14 protein-coding genes are annotated in these 20629 nt (G+C 74.6%); 7 read left to right on the plus strand and 7 right to left on the minus strand.

The genetic code is table 11. The features are described from left to right. Positions 1-84 precede the first annotated feature (84 nt). Positions 85-1164 (minus strand): hypothetical protein, encoded by a 1080-nt coding sequence (locus ACFC1X_RS03755; protein WP_376348436.1) that lies wholly within the window; start codon positions 1162-1164, stop codon positions 85-87. A gap of 72 nt (positions 1165-1236) precedes the next feature. On the opposite strand from ACFC1X_RS03755, the gene ACFC1X_RS03760 reads away from it, so the two are divergent. Beyond that, a complete protein-coding gene (locus tag ACFC1X_RS03760; protein WP_376348437.1) occupies positions 1237-3051 on the plus strand; it encodes a LuxR C-terminal-related transcriptional regulator in 1815 nt (604 codons plus the stop codon). A gap of 19 nt (positions 3052-3070) precedes the next feature. Here the strand turns inward: ACFC1X_RS03760 and ACFC1X_RS03765 are convergent, their stop codons facing one another. Next, complete coding sequence (locus ACFC1X_RS03765; RefSeq protein WP_376348546.1) at positions 3071-6118, minus strand: CHAT domain-containing protein; 3048 nt, start codon at positions 6116-6118, stop codon at positions 3071-3073. A gap of 200 nt (positions 6119-6318) precedes the next feature. Between ACFC1X_RS03765 and ACFC1X_RS03770 the strand changes: the two genes are divergently transcribed. From ACFC1X_RS03770 to ACFC1X_RS03780, 3 genes are all read left to right on the plus strand, one after another. Beyond that, positions 6319-7752 carry a S8/S53 family peptidase gene (locus ACFC1X_RS03770; RefSeq protein ID WP_376348439.1) on the plus strand — a complete coding sequence of 478 codons (1434 nt, stop codon included), beginning with the start codon at positions 6319-6321 and terminating at the stop codon, positions 7750-7752. A gap of 71 nt (positions 7753-7823) precedes the next feature. Continuing rightward, entirely contained in the window at positions 7824-8399 is a 576-nt protein-coding gene (locus ACFC1X_RS03775; protein WP_376348441.1) for an RNA polymerase sigma factor, read from the plus strand. Next, positions 8396-8917, plus strand: coding sequence for a hypothetical protein (locus ACFC1X_RS03780; RefSeq protein WP_376348443.1), 522 nt, complete (start codon positions 8396-8398; stop codon positions 8915-8917). The genes ACFC1X_RS03775 and ACFC1X_RS03780 overlap by 4 nt, the downstream gene beginning before the upstream one ends. Positions 8918-8948: 31 nt before the next feature. On the opposite strand, the gene ACFC1X_RS03785 is transcribed toward ACFC1X_RS03780, so the two are convergent. The 5 genes from ACFC1X_RS03785 to ACFC1X_RS03805 form a co-directional block, all read right to left on the minus strand. Further along, entirely contained in the window at positions 8949-9746 is a 798-nt protein-coding gene (locus tag ACFC1X_RS03785; RefSeq protein ID WP_376348444.1) for an N-formylglutamate amidohydrolase, read from the minus strand. 93 nt (positions 9747-9839) lie between these two features. Next, positions 9840-12059, minus strand: a complete 2220-nt coding sequence (locus tag ACFC1X_RS03790) for an NADP-dependent isocitrate dehydrogenase (protein WP_376348446.1) — start codon at positions 12057-12059, stop codon at positions 9840-9842. A 37-nt stretch (positions 12060-12096) separates the two neighbouring features. Continuing rightward, positions 12097-13239 carry a mechanosensitive ion channel family protein gene (locus ACFC1X_RS03795; protein ID WP_376348448.1) on the minus strand — a complete coding sequence of 381 codons (1143 nt, stop codon included), beginning with the start codon at positions 13237-13239 and terminating at the stop codon, positions 12097-12099. 215 nt (positions 13240-13454) lie between these two features. After that, positions 13455-14999: an amino acid permease gene (locus ACFC1X_RS03800; protein ID WP_376348449.1), complete on the minus strand. Its 1545-nt coding sequence runs from the start codon at positions 14997-14999 to the stop codon at positions 13455-13457. A gap of 32 nt (positions 15000-15031) precedes the next feature. Then, positions 15032-16033 (minus strand): hypothetical protein, encoded by a 1002-nt coding sequence (locus tag ACFC1X_RS03805; RefSeq protein WP_376348451.1) that lies wholly within the window; start codon positions 16031-16033, stop codon positions 15032-15034. 274 nt (positions 16034-16307) lie between these two features. Between ACFC1X_RS03805 and ACFC1X_RS03810 the strand changes: the two genes are divergently transcribed. From ACFC1X_RS03810 to ACFC1X_RS03820, 3 genes are all read left to right on the plus strand, one after another. After that, positions 16308-17747: an FGGY family carbohydrate kinase gene (locus ACFC1X_RS03810; protein ID WP_376348453.1), complete on the plus strand. Its 1440-nt coding sequence runs from the start codon at positions 16308-16310 to the stop codon at positions 17745-17747. A gap of 242 nt (positions 17748-17989) precedes the next feature. Then, positions 17990-19384: an FAD-dependent oxidoreductase gene (locus ACFC1X_RS03815; RefSeq protein WP_376348455.1), complete on the plus strand. Its 1395-nt coding sequence runs from the start codon at positions 17990-17992 to the stop codon at positions 19382-19384. Continuing rightward, entirely contained in the window at positions 19381-20604 is a 1224-nt protein-coding gene (locus ACFC1X_RS03820; protein WP_376348456.1) for an NAD(P)/FAD-dependent oxidoreductase, read from the plus strand. The genes ACFC1X_RS03815 and ACFC1X_RS03820 overlap by 4 nt, the downstream gene beginning before the upstream one ends. Positions 20605-20629: the final 25 nt, after the last annotated feature.

Below are 20629 nucleotides of genomic sequence, written 5' to 3' on the forward strand. Positions count from 1 at the left end.
ACCCTCCCCCGAAGGTGGCGTCCGCGGCCGGCCCCCGGCGCCGGACTGTGGCCGCGGCGCCCGGGTGCTTGTGGAGCCGCGCGGTCACCAGCACATGACCGCGGTCTCGCCCGCACCCCACGAGGAGTACAGGCGCACCCGGACGACATAGCGGCGGCCCTTGACGAAACGGGCCCTGATGGTGGCGCTGCGGGAGGTGCCGCCGTCGTCCTGTCCCGCGAGGAAGCGGGGCACGCCGTCCCGCTCCTCGAAGACCACGACGACGGCGTCGCTGTCCCCGAACGTGCCCACCGTGTACTCGCGGGTCTCCGGCGGGTCCAGACGGAAGTCGGCCTGCTCGCCGGGTCCGAGGCCGAGCGGCACCGAACGGAACGGCACCAGCGGACCCGGCCGGCCGGTGGGCGGGTACCAGCGCAGGGCGAACTCCTTGTCGGCGGCGGACAGGGTGCCGGGCGGCTGGAGACCCGAGCGGTAGTGCTCGGGCTCCAGTATCAGACCCGACGGGAAGGGGTACTCCATGATCGACTGCGGGTCCCAGACCGGTCCGTTGGCCTCGTCGCCGTCGAGCTTGCGCAGGATGTTGTGGAAGGTCCGCTCCCGGCTCCAGTGGTTGGGCGGGCCCGCCAGCTCGGCGTAGACCGCCTCGTCGTCCCAGAGGATGCCCGCGAACGGGCTCTGGTGCTCGTGCAGCATGCCGAGCGCGTGCCCGATCTGGTGCAGGGCCGTCGCGCGCTCACCCGGCGCGGTCAGGTCCCAGCCGAAATTCATCGTGCGGTCGTTCAGTCCGACCCGGAGCGCGTCCTTGCCGATCGCCGACCAGGATCCGTCACCGGGCTGGAAGCCGATGCGCAGCTCCGCCTCCGAGCGGTCCCGCACCTCGGTGAGATCGAGCCCGATGCCGAGGTCCCGCCACTCCCGGAAGCAGTCGCGCACCACGTCCCGCTGCTCCTCGGTCCCCGCCCACGATTCCCGCCGCGGCCGGCCGGACCCCCGCATGGGGACCACCGAGTCGTCGGTGTCGCCACCCAGGAAGCAGTAGTGCAGAACGGTTCCGCCGACCCACATCCGCTGCCCGCCGACGAGCGCGGCGACACGCTCGGCGGCCAGCCCCGCCGCGAACGCGGGGAGCGGCTGCTGCGCGAGCGAGCAGTAGCGTGCGGTCATGGCCCCCAGACTGCCGTCCGGCCGGGATCCGGCGCCTGAGTCGGGGGGTACTCAAGTCACCCTGTATCAGGGATGAGTAAGCCGACTCATGTTGTCGTGACGACTTCTCTGCGGGACGCGAAGACGCTTCGGACGCCCTGGCCGTTCACCGGGCGGACGGACGAACTGGAACTGGTGCGCCGGTCCGTGGCCGCCGGACGGGGCGGCCTCGTGGTGACGGGCCCGGCAGGCTTCGGCAAGACCAGGCTCGTGACCGAGGCCCTGCGCGGCCTGGACTGCGCCCGCGCGGCCGGTACGCCCGAGACCCGGGACATCCCCTTCGCCGCCTTCGCCCACCTGCTGCCCGAGAGCGTCACACTGCACCGCGCGGTACACCTGCTGTCCGGCGTACGGCTGCTGCTGGTCGACGACGCGCACCTGCTCGACAGCGCCTCCGCCGCCCTGGTGCACCAGCTCGCCCTGCACGGCCGCACCCGCCTCCTGGTGGTCGCCACCGAGGGCGCCGCCGTACCGGGCGCGGTGTCCCGGCTGTGGTCCGGGGAACTGCTGCCGCGCCTCGTCCTGGAGCCGCTGCCCCGCGAGGAGACCGCCGAACTGCTCACGGCGGGAGCGGGCACCGGCCTGGAGCCGCTCACCGCCGACCGGCTGCACCGCCTGTGCCGGGGGGACCTGCGGCTGCTGCGCGACCTGCTGACCGCCGTGCGCGAGCGCGGTCTGCTCGTGCCGGTGCCCGGTACGGACCAGCGGGCCTGGCGGGGGCCCGTACCGATCACCGTGGCGGTGCGGGAGCGCACCGCGCACCTCCTCGACCGCGAGCGCGCCGAGGAGCGCGAGACGCTCGAACGCCTGGCCTTCGCCGAGCCCCTGCCCCTGGACCCGGACGCCCTCGACGTACGGATCCTGGAGCGCCTGGAGGCGGACGGCCTGGTCACGGTCGACGACCGGGGCACCGCCCGGCTCGCCCACCCCCTGCACGGCCCGGTCCTGCGCGCCGCCGCGGGCCGGCTGCGCGCCCGGCGCCTGGCCCGCACCCCCGACCAGTACGGCCCCGCCCTGGCGGCGGAGCGGGCCGCCCTCGCACTGCGCATCGAACAGGCCGACGTACGGGAACTGGAGACGCCCGTGGGGGAGTGGCTGGCGGCCGAGGGAGCGCCGCTGCCGGCCGGGTACGCGGCGCTGCGCGCCCGGTTCGCCCGGTTGCGCGGGCGGCTGAGCGAGGCCGCCGCGTGGGCCCGGGAGGGACTGCGGACGAGCCTCGACGACTCCTCCTGCCTCAATGAACTCGCCCTGGCCACCGCACAGTCGGGCGCGACACCGGCGGAGAGCCACGGTACGGCCGCCTGGGCCGCCGCCGCGCGCGGCGACCTCGACGAGGCCGTCCGGGCGGCCGGTTCCGGCGACCCGTACGACGCCGTACGGCTCGGCGCCCCCGACCGGGCCGCCGGGCGGCTGACCGGCGTCTTCGCCGAGCACGCCGACGCCCTCGCGCGCGAGGACGGACCGGCGCTCGACCGGGTGGCCGAGGAGCTGGAGCGGCGCGGCTTCCTGCTGTTCGCGGCCGAGGCGCACGCCCAGGCGGTGCCCGCCCACCGTGACCCGCGCGCCGCCCGTACCGCCCGCACCCGCGCCGCCGCCCTCGCCAGGCGCTGCCAGGGCGCCCGCACCCCGGCCCTGTCCGGACTGGTGCTCGGCGAACTCACCGCCCGCCAGCGGCAGATCGTCACGCTGGCCGCCGCGGGTCTGAGCAACCGGCAGATCGCGGAGCGGCTCACCCTGTCCGTCCGCACCGTCGGCAACCACCTCTACGGCGCCTACACCCGCCTCGGCGCCGGTGACCGCGGCGCCCTGCCCTGGCTGATGGACCTGCCCGAGTCCCAGCCCGCCTGACGCGGTCGGCGGCCCGGTCTCAGGCCGCCCCGAACGCCGAGAAGGCCCAGCCGGTCGCCTGGTGCACCGCGTCGCCCGGCAGCGCGGCCCGCGCGTCGCGCAGCGCCTCAGCCAGCGACAGACCGGCGTCCAGGCCCTTGTGCAGGGTGAGCATCAGCGGCACCACCGCGGCGTCGTTGACCGGCGCGCTGCACGCGACCACGCCTGCCGTGCCCAGCGGCAGCAGCGCGGTGACCAGCCCGAGCAGCTCGTCCGCGCCGACCGACGCGAACCGCGCGGTGTCGCAGCAGGACAGGATGATCCGGTACGGGCTGCGGTCGAGGCGCTCCAGGTCGTGCACGATGAGCGGACCGTCCGCCATGCGCAGCGACGAGAACAGCGGGCTGTCCGCACGGAAGGTGCCGTGCGCGGCGATGTGCGCCAACGCGGCCCCGTCCAACTCCCGCAACACCCGCGGCACGCGCGCCGCGTCACCCTCCAGCACGGTGGGCCGCGGCACGGGGTCGTCGGGGGAACCGGCCCCGCCGCCCGGGACGCCATACCGGCCGACGGGGCCGAGCGCCAGGGCCGTCCGGTCGGGTGTCCCGTCGGTGGGGTCGGGCGTCTCGTCCGTGCGGCCCAGCGTCCCGTCGGTGGGGTCGGACGCCCCGTCTGTCCGGCCCAGCGTCCCGTCGGTGGGGTCGGACGCCCCGTCTGTCCGGCCCAGCGTCCCATCGGTGGGGTCGGGTGTCCCGTCTGTACGGCCCAGCGTCCCGCCCGTGCGCTCGGGCGCCCCGTCCGTGTCGTCGGGCGCCCCGTCCATGCGGCTCAGTGCCCCGACGGCAGGACCGAGCCTCCCGTCCGTGCCACCCCGCTGCCCGTCTGCGCGGCGCGGCTTCCCGTCCGCGCGGCCGATCCCCGCGTCCGCGCCGTCGGACGCCCCGCGCACCGGCCCCCTGTACGCATCGGCGCCGGGCGCGCCCGGCGCCACCCCGTACCGCTCCGCCAGCTCCGTCACCTCGGCGCCGCCGCTCGCCAGCCCCGGCCCGCGGACCAGGACCTGGCGGCCGCCGGGCGGTGGGGCCGTGTCCCTCGCCCGCAGCCAGCTGCTCGCCGACGGCGACACGCTCAGTACCCGCTCGCGCAGCGCGGGCAGCAGGGCCCACGGCACCCGGTGCAGGCGGCCGGGCGGGACCACCACCACCGGACCGGAGCCGAGGTGGGCCGCGGCAGGGCCGAGCAGCAGCTCCTGGAGGCGCGCGCCCGCCGCCTCCACCAGGGGCAGCCGCGCCTCCGCCCCCGGGTGGGCCAGCCGCCGCAGCCCGGCCTGCACGTGCTCCGCCTCCCGTTCCGCCTCGGCCAGCAGCCCGGCCTCGAAGCGCCGCACCCGTCCCTGTCCGCACAGCAGTACGTGCACGCGCCCGTCGAGCACGGCCAGTTCCACCAGCCGTACGTCGTCCCCCAGCCGCCGCAGCAGCCGCCCCACGTCGAACCGGTCGCCGTCGCCGGGCGCCTCGCCCCGCATGTGCAGGGTGCGGGACCGGATCTCCCGCTCCAGGCGCCGCTGTTCGCGCTCCAGGGCGGGGACGGGCCGGCCGCCGTCCGTGCGGGCCTCCTCCGCGCGGGCGGCGATCTCCCGGAACGCCGTCATGCCGCTCAGCAGCGCGGGATCGGCCGGCGGCCGGGTCGGCGGCGCCGTCAGCACCGTCGCCCGCCAGCGCTCGCTCCACACCAGCAGCCGCCGCGGCCCGCCCGAGACCAGACTGGCCTCCTGCGCGAGCGCCGCCAGTTCGGCCCCCTGCGCCGTGGCCCGGGCCCGCAGCTCCGAGGCGCCCAGCGTCATCCGGTGGTCGTCGAGCACGTCCAGGCCCCGCCTGCAGGCCTCCAGCACCCCCCGCGCCGACCCCGCCGCCCGGGCCCGCAGCGCCTGCGCCGCCCAGCCCGTCATCCGCGCCAGCGGCGGCCCGCCGTGCCGACTGCGCGCGGCCACCGCCAGATGCCGTTCCGCGTCCGCCGTCCAGCCGAGACCGAGCGCGATCCGGCCCGCGAGCAGCGACGCCTCCGGCGCGGCCGGCGCCCCGAAGGCGGCCAGCCGCTCGGCCACCGCCGCCGCGTCCGCGACCAGCCGCCCCGACGCGCGCCCCGTGGCGACCCGCGCCTCCAGCAGCACCAGCCGGGCGTGCGTCTCGTACCAGGTGCGCCGCTGCCCGGCGAACAGCCGCACCGCCAGCGCCGCGCGCGCCAGCGAGGTCCGGGGCTCGCCCGCCAGCCGGGCCGCCCGCGCGGCGACCAGCAGCAGCTCGGCCCTGCGGGTGGACTGCCCGCCGATCCCGTCCAGCGCGGCCGTCGCCGCGTCCGCCTCGGCCAGCGCCTCCGTGGCGAGCCCCGCCGCCATCAGCACCTCGCACCGCCGGATGGTGAGCATGAACGTCGGCGTGCCCAGCTTCGCGTACCGCTCCTCCGCCTCGTCAAGGAGCCGCAGCGCCGCCGGCACGTCACCGGACCGGAACGCCGCGAGCCCCCGGCTCTCCACCGCGTCCGCCTTGTCGTGCTCCTGGCCGGTGGTGTCCCACAGCCGCTCCGCCGCCGTGAAGTCGGCGTCCGCGCGCTCCACCGAGCCGAGCGCCAGATGCACGGTCGCCCGCAGCGTCAGCGCCCGCGCCGTCCAGATCACGTCGTCCGCCTGCCGCAGCACCGGGATCGCCCGCCGCACGTCCTCCAGCGCCTCGCCGTGCCGCCCGAGCACCCACCAGACGTACGCCCGCCGGTACAGCACCCGCGCCCTGGTGTGCCCGGTCCCGCGCGCCACGCCCCGCTCGAACGCGGCCAGCCCCTCCCGCGTGCGCCCCGCATGCACCAACGCGACCCCGAGCGTGGCCAGTACGTCCGCCTCCCGCTCGGGCGAGTCCGCGCGGGAGGCCAGATCCCGGGCGCGCCGCAGCTGGGCCAGGGCCAGCCGGGTGTCGCCGAAGTCCCGCTGCCAGATGCCGATCACCTGATGGGCGACCGAGGCGTGCAGCGGCGACGGATCGGCCGCGAGCAGTTCCTCCGCCCGCGCCAGCGCTTCGTTGGGGGCGGCGAACACCATGGGCAGCAGTTGGAGAACCGAGTCGTTTCCCGCCGTCACCCCACGGATGGTAGTGCTCCGGAACCACACCCCACAGGTTCGAGTCTGTATCAATCGGCCACCCCGGGACTCTGATTGACGAACGCGGCCCAGACCGCAGCAAGACCGCAGCCGGACGCGGCCACGACCGCCGTCACCGCCGCCGACGTGGAGGACATGCCATGGCACCACAGCGATTCCACGAGCAGTTCGACCAGATCCAGCGCTCGATGCCGGACATCCCGCTGGCGATGGGCCCGGACGACTCCGCCGAGTTCTTCTACGAGAAGGGCGTCGTCCTCGCCCGCGACGGCGAAGAGGCCCGCATCGTCGAGGACACCGTGCGTGACCACTTCACCGCGATGTCCGGACTCACCTCGGACTCCGTGCGCCGCACCGGCCCCGAGACCAACCGCACCGGCATCACCCGCATCCGGGTCGGCGAGGCGGACGAGGGCGACCGCGGCACCGACTCCACCGTCGCCCACGCCCTGCGCTCCCTGCGGACCGTGGAGGGCCGCGCGGGCCGCCGGCTGATCAGCCGCAACCACGTCGTCTCCATCGCCGTCAACGCCTGCCCCGGCGACGAACCCGTACCGGTCCCGGTCAGCGAGCCGCCGAACCCGGCAGCCGCCGGGACGCCGTACGACGAGGAGAGCGCCGTGGGCGTCCTCGTCATCGACACCGGCCTCATGAACGACTACCGCTCCTACCCGCTGCTGGCCCACACCGACGGCGACGCCCAGCTCAAGGAGTGCGACGACGACGGCGTCCTGCTGCAGTACGTCGGCCACGGCACCTTCATCGCCGGGCTCGTCGCCGCCGTCGCCCCCAACACCGACGTGACCGTCCTGGGCACCCTCAACGACGCCGGGGCCATCCTGGAGTCCGAGCTGGGCGAGAAGCTCTTCGAGGCCGTCGACCGCGGCGGCTGGCCCGAGGTCCTCAGCCTCTCCGCCGGCACCTCCAACGGCCGCGTCGACGGCCTGCTCGGGGTGCACGCCTTCATGGAGGAACTGCGCGACCAGCGCACCCTGCTCGTCGCCGCCGCCGGCAACAACGCCAGCGCCACGCCGTTCTGGCCCGCCGCCTACGCCGACCTGCCCGGCTGGGAGAACTCGGTGCTGTCGGTCGGCGCGCTGCGCTCCGACGGCGAGTTCGGCGCCTGCTTCAGCAACCACGGCGGCTGGGTCAAGGTCTACGCCCCGGGCGAGCGCCTCACCAGCGCGCTGACCGGCTTCGGGACCCCCGTGCCGTACGTCTACCAGCACTCCACCTACGACGCCTGCCGGTTCGGGTTCGCCTATCCCTGCACCTGCCAGTACCCCCGGCACAACGGACTGCTCAGCGAGCCGGGCGAGGCGCCCGCCAAGCCGGACCAGGTGATGTTCGAGGGGCACGCGCAGTGGAGCGGCACCTCCTTCGCCACCCCGGTGGTCGCGGGTCTCGTCGCCGCCCACATGACGGCCCACAAGGAGACCGACCCGCGCGCGGCCCGGACGCAGCTCCTCGCGGCCAACACCGAGTACGCGGAGGTGCGGGGCGCGCATGTCCCCGCGCTGCTGCCGCCCACCTGGCACCCGGTCACCGTCGACCCGTCGGCCGGCGGGTCGTGAGCGTCCTGACGGCGGCCGGAAGCACTCGCTCCACGGCGTACGATGACGTGTCGTACACGAGGGGTGGGACCGTGGACCGTGCACATGTCGGGGCGCTCGTCCAGTCGGCCGCCGACGGGGACGCGGCGGCCTGGAAGTCACTGGTGGACGGGCTCGGCCCGCTGGTGTGGTCCGTCGTGCGGGCACACGGGCTGTCCGACGCCGACGCGCACGAGGTGTACCAGACCGCCTGGTTCCGGTTCGCCCAGCACCTGGGGCGGATCCGCGAACCGGAGAAGACCGGCTCCTGGCTGGCGAGCACGGCACGCCACGAGTGCCTGAAGCTGCTGAGGGCCTCGAAGCGGTGGACGCCGACGGACGACCCGCAGCTGCTCGACCGGCCGAGCGAGGACCGTACGCCGGAGGAGTCGGTGCTCGACTCCGAGGAGGCCGCCGCGCAGACCGAGCGGGTGCGCAGGCTGTGGCAGGAGTTCGAGGAACTGGGCGAGCGGTGCCGCCAGTTGCTGCGGGTGCTGATCGCCTCGCCGCCGCCCAGCTATCAGGAGGTGTCCGCCGCGCTGGGGATCGCGGTGGGCAGCATCGGACCCATGCGCCAGCGCTGTCTGCGCCGGCTGCGGGCCCGGCTGGAGACACGGGGGACGGTATGACCGACCGGCACGACGACTTCGACGGGCTCGACGACTTCGACGAGCCCCGCGACGGACTTCCCGAGGGGGCGTACGCGGACGGCGACCCGGACGACGGCCTGCTGGAGGAGGAGCTGCGGCAGGCGGCCGCGATCCTGGACCCGGTTCCGGCCGCCCTGCGCCAGGTCGCCGTCGACGCCTTCGCGCTGCACGACCTCGACGCCCGCGTCGCCGAGCTGACCTTCGACTCGCTGGTCGACGCCATCCCGGTCCGGGGGGAGACGGACCCGCCGCGGATGCTGACCTTCCGCGGCGACGGGGTGACCGTCGACGTGGAGGTCACCGCGGACGGCCTGATCGGCCAGGTGCTGCCGCCGGGCCCGGCCGGGATCGAGGTGCTAGGCGGCCCCCGGGCGCACGCCCGGCTGACCGCCGACGACATGGGCCGGTTCACCGGCGACGCCCCGCCCGCGGGCCCGTTCGCGCTGCGGCTGCGGACCGGCGGCGAGGTGGTCGTGACGGAGTGGCTGCGCGCCTGACCCGGCGGCGGCGGGGCGGCGGCCGCCGGGGTCAGACCGACACGGCGTCCACCAGTGCCGCGAGTGACCGCGCCAGGCGGGGCAGGCCGGGGCCGGCCGGGCCGCCGGGCTCGGTCATGTAGGTGTCCCGGCGGATCTCCACCATCAGCGCGCGGACCTCGTGCCGCTTCCCGTAGAAGTCCAGCGGTACGTACGTCCCGCCGAAGGGGCTGTCCAGGCCCGTCTCCCCGCACGGCTCGAACGCCGCCCGGGCCGCCGCGAGCAGCCCGGGCGGGGTGTGGAAGGAGTCGGTGCCGAGGCAGACCGCAGGGCGGGGGCCCTCGCCGTGCAGCTCGTAGGGGAGCGGCTCGGTGGGGTAGGAGTGCACGTCGATGATCACGGCCCGCCCGGTCACCGCCAGCCGGTCGGCGACCGCCTCGGTCATCGCCCGCGCGTACGGCCGGAAGTACCGCTCGACCAGCGGCCCGGGGTCGGCGCCGGCGGCCCGCAGCACCTCGCGGTGCGAGGTCCGCGTGTACACGGCGCCCATCCCGACGGCGGCCATCTCCTCCCGTTCGTCCGGGAACCGCTCCGGGTCGACGACCAGCCGCGACGCCCGGTTCACGAACCGCCAGGGCGTGAGGCCGGCCAGTCCGGCGGCCCGCTCGGCGATCTCGGCGGTGTGCGCGTCGGTCATGTGGTCGAGCTCCCGCTCCAGCGCGGCGTCCGTGAGCACGATGCCGGAGCGGACGTCGGCGGGGATCTCGCGGGAGGAGTGCGGCACGTGGAGGATCACGGGGGACCCGGGGGCGCCGGGCAGCAGCTCGAAGGCGGGCGGGGCGTCGGTCACGGGGCGGCTCCGGAGGCTCGGACGGCACGGACGGCACAGACGGACACCCCGCCTCCCGGGGAGGGAGACGGGGTGCCGAGGGACGGATGAGGATCAGGCGAGGGACGCCAGCGCCTCGTTCCAGGTGGCCGAGGGGCGCATGACCTCGGCGGCCTTGGCCGGGTCGGGCTGGTAGTAGCCGCCGATCTCGGCGGGCTTGCCCTGGACGGCGTTCAGCTCGTCGACGATCTTCTGCTCGGCGGCGGTGAGCGTCTCGGCGAGCGGGGCGAAGGCCTTGGCCAGGTCCGCGTCGTCGGTCTGCTTGGCCAGCTCCTGCGCCCAGTACAGGGACAGGAAGAAGTGGCTGCCGCGGTTGTCGATGCCGCCGACGCGACGGGTCGGGGACTTGTCCTCGTTGAGGAAGGTCGCCGTGGCGCGGTCGAGGGCGTCGGCGAGGACCCGGGCCTTGGTGTTGCCGGTGGCCTCGGCGTACTGCTCCAGGGACGGCACCAGGGCGAAGAACTCGCCGAGGGAGTCCCAGCGCAGGTAGTCCTCCTTGACCAGCTGCTGCACGTGCTTCGGGGCCGAGCCGCCGGCGCCGGTCTCGAAGAGGCCGCCGCCCGCCATCAGCGGGACGACCGACAGCATCTTGGCGCTGGTGCCCAGCTCCAGGATCGGGAAGAGGTCGGTCAGGTAGTCGCGCAGCACATTGCCGGTGACCGAGATGGTGTTCTCGCCGCGGCGGATGCGCTCCACCGACAGCTTGGTCGCGTCGACCGGGGACAGGATCTTGATGTCCAGGCCCTCGGTGTCGTGCTCCGCCAGGTAGGCCTTCACCTTGGCGATCAGGTTGGCGTCGTGGGCGCGGCCCTCGTCCAGCCAGAAGACGGCCGGGTCGCCGGTGGCGCGGGCGCGGGTGACGGCCAGCTTCACCCAGTCGCGGATCGGGGCGTCCTTGGTCTGGCAGGCGCGGAAGATGTCCCCGGCGGAGACCGTCTGCTCCAGCACGGCGTTGCCGTCGGCGTCCACCAGGCGGACGGTGCCCGTGGTGGGGATCTCGAAGGTCTTGTCGTGGCTGCCGTACTCCTCGGCCTTCTGCGCCATGAGGCCGACGTTCGGGACCGAGCCCATGGTCGACGGGTCGTAGGCGCCGTTGGCGCGGCAGTCGTCGAGGACGGCCTGGTACACGCCGGCGTAGGAGGAGTCCGGGATGACGGCGAGGGCGTCGTGCTCCTGGCCGTCCGCGCCCCACATGTGGCCGGAGGTGCGGATCATGGCCGGCATGGACGCGTCGATGATGACGTCCGAGGGCACGTGCAGGTTGGTGATGCCCTTGTCGGAGTCGACCATGGCCAGCTCCGGGCCCTCGGCCAGCTCCGCGTCGAAGGAGGCCTTGATCTCGGCGCCCTCGGGCAGGGACTCCAGGCCCTTGTAGATGCCGCCCAGGCCGTCGTTCGGGGTGAGGCCGGCCGCGGCGAGCTTGTCGGCGTACTTCGCGAAGGTCTTCGGGAAGAAGGCGCGGACCACGTGGCCGAAGATGATCGGGTCGGAGACCTTCATCATCGTGGCCTTGAGGTGCACGGAGTACAGGACGCCCTCGGCCTTGGCGCGGGCGACCTGCGCGGTCAGGAACTCGCGCAGCGCGGCGACGCGCAGCACGGAGGCGTCGACGACCTCGTCCTTCTTCACGGGTACCGACTCGCGCAGCACCGTGGTGGTGCCGTCGTCGCCGACCAGCTCGATCCGCAGTGCGCCGTCCTCGGCGATCACCACGGACTTCTCGGTGGAGCGGAAGTCGTTCTCGCCCATGGTCGCCACGTTGGTCTTGGACTCGCCGGTCCAGGCGCCCATGCGGTGCGGGTGGGTCTTGGCGTAGTTCTTCACCGAGGCCGGGGCGCGGCGGTCGGAGTTGCCCTCGCGCAGGACCGGGTTGACCGCGGAGCCCTTGACCTTGTCGTAGCGGGCGCGGATGTCGCGCTCCTCGTCGGTCTTCGGGTCGTCCGGGTAGGCCGGGAGCGCGTAGCCCTGGCCCTGCAGCTCGGCGACCGCGGCCTTGAGCTGCGGGATGGACGCCGAGATGTTCGGCAGCTTGATGATGTTGGCGGCGGGCGTCTTGGCCAGCTCGCCGAGTTCCGCGAGGGCGTCCGGGATGCGCTGGTCCTCGGCCAGGTACTCCGGGAAGACGGCGATGATGCGGCCGGCCAGCGAGATGTCGCGGGTCTCGACGGCGACACCCGCCTGCGAGGCGTACGCCCGGATCACCGGCAGGAACGAATACGTCGCCAGGGCCGGGGCCTCGTCAGTGTGTGTGTAGATGATGGTCGAGTCAGTCACCGGGTGCTCCGCTCCACGTCTGCAACATTGCTCGACATCAAGATATCTCGTGCTCGGCGTCGACTCGACTGGGGTTCGACGGGAGATTCCGGACGAATCCGGCGTGCGGGGCGTCGTCGGGCTCTCCCGTCCGCTGCTGCGGGAACACCACGGCCCCCTGCTGGAGCGCGACCGTCCGGGCCGGTGACGGGATGCGGATGCCCTCCGTGCGGTAGCGCCGGTGCAGGCGCTTGATGAACTCGTGCTTGATCCGGTACTGGTCGCTGAACTCGCCGACGCCGAGGATCACCGTCATCCCGATCCGCGAGTCGCCGAAGGTGTGGAAACGCACCGCGGGCTCGTGCTCGGGCACCGCGCCGCTGATCTCCGCCATCACCTCGGCGACCACCTCGATCGTCACCCGCTCCACGTGCTCCAGGTCACTGTCGTAGGAGACGCCGACCTGGACCAGGATGGTCAGCTGCTGCTCGGGCCGCATGAAGTTGGTCATGTTGGACTGCGCGAGCTGGCCGTTCGGGATCACGACCAGGTTGTTGGACAGGTCGCGGACGGTGGTCTGGCGCCAGTTGATGTCCTCGACGTATCCCTCCTCGCCGCTGCTGAGCTGGATGTAGTCACCCGGCTGCACGGTCTTCGAGGCCAGGATGTGGATGCCCGCGAAAAGGTTGGCCAGCGTGTCCTGGAGGGCCAGCGCGACCGCCAGACCACCCACGCCCAGCGCGGTGAGCAGCGGCGCGATGGAGACGCCCAGCGTCTGCAGCATCACCAGGAAGCCGATGGCCAGCACCAGGATCCGGGTGATGTTGACGAAGATCGTGGCCGACCCGGCCACCCCGGACCGGGACGTCGTCACCGACCGCACCAGACCGGCGACCAACCGCGCCGCCGTCACCGTCGCCACGAAGATCAGCAGGACCGTCAGCACCTGGTTGACGTTGTGCTGCACCGCCCGCGTCAGCGGGAGCGCCGCGGCCGCACCGGCCGCACCGGCCGAGACCGCCGCCCACGGCGCCATCGTGCGCAGCGCGGCCACGATGACGTCGTCGCCGCTCCAGCGGGTGCGCCCCGCGTGGCCGGCCAGCCAGCGCAGCAGCATCCGCAGCAGGAACGCCCCCAGCAGGCCCGACCCCAGCGCGATGCCCGCGGGCACCAGGTGGTCCATGGTCAGGTCGTCGGTCACCGGCCACCTCCACGGGGCTCGGCCGCGGCGAAGTTCCCCGCCGACGGCCGGATGTGAGCTCGCGTCACGTCGTCACCTGCTCGATCACTCGATGGCTACTGGATTCCGGGATGTGCGCTCGCACCGGTCGCAAGGCAGTTCGACCGGCGCGAGGGCTCATCCTGCCGTATCCCGAGCGGTGTTCCGTACCGCGCCCAGGGGCGGGGAGAGGCGTTTCAGACGATCCCCTCGGCGAGTTCCGCCTGGTCACGGTCGTCGCCGTACGCCGCGGTCGTCGGAGTGCCGTACGACCGACGGGCGACGAACCACCACACCGTGGCCAAAACCAGTACGACGACCAGCGCGACGGCCGCGTAGTTCATCGTGTCGACCGTCACCGGCGACGACTGGGGGAGGCAGAACAGCACGGTGACGAACGCCACCCACACCACCGCGACCCAGCCCACCGGCCTGCTCCACCGGCCCAGGTTCCACGGCCCCGGCGTGAACCGGTCGCCCGCCCGCAGCCGCAGCAGCACCGGAATGGCGTACGCCGGGGTGATGCCGATGACGTTGATCGCGGTCACCGCGCCGTACGCCGTCGCCGAGTACAGGGACGGCACGGCCAGCAGACCGGCCACCACCACCGACAGCCACACCGCGGCCACCGGGGTCTGGGTGCGGGCGGAGACCTTGCGCCACAGGGCCGAGCCGGGCAGGGCGCCGTCCCGGCTGAACGCGAACACCATGCGGCTGGCGGCGGCCACCTCGGCGTTGCCGCAGAACAGCTGCGCCACGATCACCACGAGCAGCAGCGCGCTCGCGCCGTCCGTGCCCAGGCCGTCCAGGAGGATCTGCGCGGGCGGCACCCCGGTCGCGGTGTTCTGCGTGGCCGCGTAGTCCTGGATGGCGAACGTCAGTCCGGCCAGCAGTACGAAGCCCGCCAGCCACGACACCCAGATGGCCCGCACGATGCCGCGCGCCGCCGACACCGAGGCGTTCGACGTCTCCTCGGACAGATGGGCGGAGGCGTCGTAGCCGGAGAACGTGTACTGCGCCAGCAACAGCCCGATCGCCGCCACGTACAGCGGGTTCTCCCAGCCGGTGTCGTTGACGAACTCGGTGAAGACGAAGGACGGCGACTGGTGGTGGTCCGGGACGATCACCAGCGCGCCGACGATGAGCGCCACACCGGCCAGGTGCCACCACACGCTGACCGAGTTGAGGACACTGACCAGCCGCACGCCGAAGAGGTTGAGGGTGGCGTGCAGCATCAGGATCACGACGAAGATCAGCATCGTCTTCTCCGGCGTCGGCTCGAAGCCCCACTGGAGGTTGAGGAACGCGCCCGTGAACAGCGCCGCCCCGTAGTCGATCCCGGCGATCGCGCCGAGCAGCCCCAGCAGGTTCAGCCAGCCCGTGTACCAGCCCCAGCGGCGTCCGCCGAGCCGGTCGGCCATGTAGTACAGCGCGCCGGACGTCGGATACGCGCTGGTGACCTCGGCCAGCGCCATCCCGACGCACAGCACGAACAGGCCGACGCCCGCCCAGCCCCACAGCATCACGGCGGGGCCGCCGGTGCCCATGCCGAAGCCGTACAGGGTCATGCAGCCGGACAGGATCGAGATCACCGAGAAGCTGATCGCGAAGTTGCCGAAGCCGCCCATGCGGCGGGCCAGCACCGGCCGGTAGCCGAGTTCGCGCAGACGCTGCTCCTCGTCGGTCGCGGCGCCGGACGCGGCGCGCGGCCCCGGGACGGACGGTTCGGAAGGGCGGGACATACGAAACCTCCGGAACGGAAGGGTGTGGGGGGTCAGAGGCGCCGGCCACCGCCGTGGGCGGCCGAGCGGCTGCGCGTCCGGGCCTGGAGGAAGACCTCCACCGCCCGCTGGGAGGAGCCCGTCCCCGGTACCCGGCAGGCCCAGGGCTGCGGCGTCCAGTAGGGGCCGAGCGCGTCGAACACCCGGTCCGCCTCCGCGAACCGCAGGGCGCCCCACAGGGCGTGCGCCAAGTGGTTCATGTCCAGCTGGGACCGCTCGTCGTGGGGGGTGAGGGCGAACCAGGAGCGGTACGCCTGCCGCGCCTCCCGGGTGGCGTCCTCCGCCACCCAGTGCAGGTCGAGGGCGGCCTCCCGCCCGCCCGAACGCCGGTAGCGCTCCACCCGCACGTACAGCGGCAGCACGTGCAGCGCGGAGCCGGGCGGCGCCGATCCCGCCGCCCACTGCGCGAACCCCGCCGCCTGCGCGAGCCGTTCGGAGCCGCCCCGCGGATACAGGAACTGGAGCATGCGGTGGTGGGCCTCGCGGTTGTACGGGTCCCGCTTGCCGGCCTGCGCGAGCAGCCCCCACGGCCCCGCCGGCAGCATGGGTTCCGGCGGCGCCATCCGATGCTCGTCCCAGCGCTGCTCCTCGTCCAGCCGGGCCAGCGCCAGCAGGCACACCCACGGCACCGGGTCGTACGGCGCCGAACGGGTCGCCGCGTCGCAGGCGTGCCAGGCCTGGAGCCACAGTTCCCGCGTGCGCGGGTGGTCCTCGCGGTGCGCCCGCAGCGCGCGCTCCACGACGACCCGGGCGTGCATCACCGCGGCCGGCACACTGTGCGGCTCCTCCGCGAGCCAGGCCCGCACCACGTCGGTACCGGCGGCGGACGCGGCCAGCACCTGGGTGCGCTGCGTCCACCGCGACCAGGACGTGGTCTCGTCGAGCAGGGCGCGCATCGACATCCAGCGTCCGGCCCGCAGCTCCTGGAGGGCGGAGCGCAGTCCGGTGTCGTGGCCGGCGGGGTCGTAGGCGGGCTGTGCCCCGTCCCTGGCCATCAGGCGCCCGCTGCCGGGAGTGGTACGGGCGGGACGGCAGCGTGGCGTGACAAACAGCCCTCCCCTGGGCGGCGGTGAAGCGGTCGTGCGGTCGGCGGCCACTATAGAGGCGGAGGTTCCGCCTCTGTTCAGTTTCGGCACAGCCGTGCAAATCCGCTCCCACCAGGGCGAACTGACTCCCGATCAGCCGCCCTTGACGCGGGTCCGCGCCCGGCGGCAGGCTGGCCCGCAGTGATCGCCGAGGCCGTCGGCGGGGGAGGCGGGAAGGGACGCGATGACCGGTGCGGTGCTCGCCGTCGACCAGGGCACGTCCGGCACCAAGGCCCTGGTGATCTGCCCCGAACGCGGCGTCGTCGGCACCGGCTTCGCCGAGGTCCGCCCCCGCCACCTGCCGGGCGGCCTGGTCGAGGTGGACCCGGAGGAGCTGTACGGCTCGGTGGTCGACGCCGGCCGTCAGGCCCTCGCCGAGGCGGGGCAGCCGGTCACCGCGCTGGGCCTGGCCAACCAGGGCGAGACCGTACTCGCCTGGGACCCGGACACCGGCCGCCCGCTCACCCGCGCCCTGGTCTGGCAGGACCGCCGGGCCGAACCGATCTGCACCGAACTCTCACCACGAGCCGACGAGTTGCGCCACCTGACCGGCCTGCCGCTCGACCCGTACTTCGCCGCGCCGAAAATGGCCTGGATCCGACGCCACCTCACCCGCGACGGCCGGATCTCCACGTCCGACAGTTGGCTGGTCCACCGGCTCACCGGCGCCCACGTCACCGACGCCGCGACCGCCTCCCGCACCCAGCTCCTCGACCTCGACCGCGCCGACTGGTCGCCCCGCGCCCTGGAGCTGTACGGCCTGTCCGACGAGCCGTTTCCGGACGTCGTCGACAACGCCGCCCCGGTCGGCACGACCAGCGCCTTCGGACCCGAACTCCCGCTCACCGGACTCGCCGTCGACCAGCAGGCGGCCCTGCTCGCCCAGCGCGTCACCGAGCCTGGTACCGCCAAGTGCACTTACGGAACCGGCGCGTTCCTCCTCGCCCACACCGGCGACACCCCGCGACGGGGCGCCTCGGGCCTGGCCGCCTGCGTCGCCTGGCGGCTGGGCGGACGCACCGAGTACTGCCTGGACGGACAGGTGTACACGGCCGCCTCCGCCGTGCGCTGGCTCACCGGCCTCGGCGTCATCACCGGCGCCGCCGACCTCGACCCCGTCGGCGCCACCGTGCCGGACAGCGGCGGCGTCACCTTCGTCCCCGCGCTGGCCGGCCTCGCCGCCCCCTGGTGGCGCGGCGACCTGCGCGGCTCGCTCACCGGTCTCGGCCTGGACACCACCCCCGGCCACCTGGTGCGCGCCCTGTGCGAGGGCATCGCCGCCCAGGTCGCCGAACTCGCCGACGCGGCGGCCGGCGACCTCGGCACCCCCCTGAAGGTGCTGCGCGTCGACGGCGGACTCACCCGCTCGGCGCTCCTCATGCAGACCCAGGCCGACCTGCTCCAACTCCCCGTGGAGGTGTCCGCCCTGCCGGACGCCACCGCGCTCGGCGTGGGAGCGCTGGCCCGCCTCGGCGCGAACCCGGCCCTGACACTCGCCACCGCCCTGCCCCCCACCGGCCCGACCACCGTCTACGAGCCCCGCGTCACCCCCGACGAGGCCGCAGCCCGCCGCGCCCGCTTCCGCACGGCGGTCGACGTGCTGCTGGCCGGTGGTCCGGCGTGAGGGGCATCGGGTGGGTGCCGGGGGCGGGGTGCGCCGGGGAGGGTCCTGCGGGCTCGTCCGCGTCACCGCTGACGGGACCGGCCTCCGGTCGCGCGCGTTTCCGCACGGCGGTCGACGCGCTGCTCGCCGGGGGCCCGGCATGACGCGCGCCGCCGCGGGCGGCATGACGCGCGCCGGCGCGGTCGGCGTGACGTTCGCCGGGAACCCCGCGTGACGGGCGTCCGTACCGGACGGAGTTCCGCATGACGACCGTCACCGTCTCCGGCACGCTGCCCGAGGACCCGTACGACGTCGCGATCGTCGGCGCCGGAGTGGTCGGGTGCGCGATCGCGCGGCGGCTCGCGCACCATCCGGGGCTGCGTGTCGCGCTCGTCGAGGCGCGGGACGATGTCGGACAGGGCACGTCCAAGGCCAACACCGCCATCCTGCACACCGGCTTCGACGCCGTGCCCGGCTCCCTGGAGGCCCGGCTGGTACGGACCGGCTCCCGTGAACTCGCCGCGTACGCCGCCGAGTCCGGCATCCCCGTCGAACCCGTGGGCGCGCTGCTCGTCGCCTGGGACGAGGAGCAGCTCGCCGCCCTGCCCCGCCTCGCCGAGAAGGCCGCGCGCAACGAGTACCACGACACCCGTGTCCTCGCCCCCGCCGACCTCTACGCCCGCGAACCCCACCTCGGCCCCGGCGCGCTCGGCGCCCTGCACGTGCCCGGCGAGAGCGTCATCTGCCCGTGGACGACGACTTTGGCGTACGCCACCCAGGCGGTCCGTGCCGGCGTCCACCTGCACCTCGAGGCGCCCGTCGAACACGCCGGACACCACGACGGCGTCCACCACCTGACCACCCCGCGCGGCACCGTGCGCGCCCGCCGCCTCGTCAACGCCGCCGGACTGCACGCCGACACCCTCGACCGGCAACTCGGCCACGACGACTTCACCGTCACCCCGCGTCGGGGCCAGCTCATCGTCCACGACACGTTCGCCCGCGCACTCGTCCGGCACATCCTCCTGCCCGTCCCCACCGCGCTCGGCAAGGGCGTCCTGGTCGCCCCCACCGTGCACGGCAACGTCCTGCTCGGTCCCACCGCCGAGGACCTCGACGACAAGGGCGCCACCGAGTCCACCGCCGAGGGCCTGCGCCGACTGCGCGAGCAGGGCCGCCGTATCCTCCCCGCGCTGCTGGAGGAGGAGGTCACCGCCGTCTACGCCGGCCTGCGCGCCGCCACCGAGCACGACGACTACCGGATCACCGCCCACCCCGGCCAGGGCTGCGTCACCGTCGGCGGCATCCGCTCCACCGGCCTCACCGCCTCCCTCGCCATCGCCGAACACGTCACCGGCCTCCTCGCCGGCACCGGACTCGACCTCGGTCCGCAACGCCCCCCGGAGCCGGTCCGCATGCCCTCCCTCGGCGAGACGTGCCCGCGGCCCGAACTGGTCGCCGCCGACCCGGAGTACGGCGTCCTGGTCTGCCACTGCGAGCGCGTCTCCCGGGGCGAGATCCGCGACGCCCTCGCCAGTACGATCCCGCCCCGCGGCCTCGACGGGCTGCGCCGCCGCACCCGCGCCCGGGCGGGCCGCTGCCAGGGTTTCTACTGCGGGGCCGCGGTCCGGGAACTGTTCGAGGAGGCACGGCGATGACGCGTGAGGTCGACGTCCTGGTCGTGGGGGCGGGCCCCGCCGGACTCGTGGCCGCGACCCAACTGGCGATGACCGGCGCGCGCGTCGAGGTCCTGGAGCGCGAGCGGTGGCCCGGGGGAGCGCTGGTCCACTGTGCGCACCGCGGCTTCGGCACCTGGCCGCACACGCGGACCGGCCCCGCCCACGCCCGGCTGCTCGCCGACGCGGCGGTCCGCGCGGGGGCGGACGTACGGACCGGCGTCACCGCCCTCGACTGGGCGGGCCCCCGCACCCTCGCCACCGTCGGACCCCGGGGCGCCGAGACGATCGCCGCCCGGGCCGTCCTCCTCGCCACCGGCGCCCGCGAACGCCCCCGTGCCGCCCGCCTCGTTCCCGGCACCCGCCCCGCCGGCGTGTACACCACCGGCGAACTCCAGCGGGCCGTGCACCGCTACGGGCAGCACATCGGCGACCGTGCGGTGATCGTCGGCGCGGAGTCCGTCTCGCACGCCGCCGCCGACACCGTACGCGCCGCCGGAGCCGAGGTGGTGGCACTGCTCACGGAGCTGCCCCGGGCCCCGGCCCGCCCCGCGCCGACCCTGAACACCCGGCTGCGCCACCGCACTCCGGTCCTCACCGGCACCACGGTCACCGAACTCCTCGGCCACGGACGCCTGTCGGGGGTACGCGTCCGCCACCGCGACGGCCGTACGGCCACCCTCCGCTGCGACACCGTCGTGTTCACCGGCGACTTCGTCCCCGAGCACGAACTCGCCCGGCGCGGCGCGCTGACCCTCGACCCCGGCACCGGCGGCCCCGCCGTGGACGGCGCCCTCAGGACCACCCGCCCCGGCGTCTTCGCCGCCGGCAGCCTGCTGCACGCCGTCGAGAGCGCCGCCACCGCGGCCCGCGAAGGCGCCCACGCCGCGACCGCCGTACACGACCGGCTCGGCACGGGCGCGCCGGACGACCGGCCCGCCGCCGTCCCCCTCCTCGCCGGACCACCCCTGCTCCGCGTCACCCCGAACCTCGTCACCCCCGCCGACCGCCTCCCGTACCTCCTGCGCACCGCGATCCCACTGACCCGCCCCGTCCTGTACGTCACCCAGGACGGCCGCCCGCTGCACCGCGCCCGCCTACCGCTCACCACCGCCGTCCCGCACCGCCCGCTGACCCTGACGGCCCGCTGGACGCACCGGGTCGACCCCGGCGGCGGACCGGTACGCGTCACCGTCGCCTGACCACGCCCACAGCCCCCCGGCCGCC

The organism is Streptomyces sp. NPDC056128, from assembly GCF_042263835.1.
Lineage (GTDB): Bacteria > Actinomycetota > Actinomycetes > Streptomycetales > Streptomycetaceae > Streptomyces.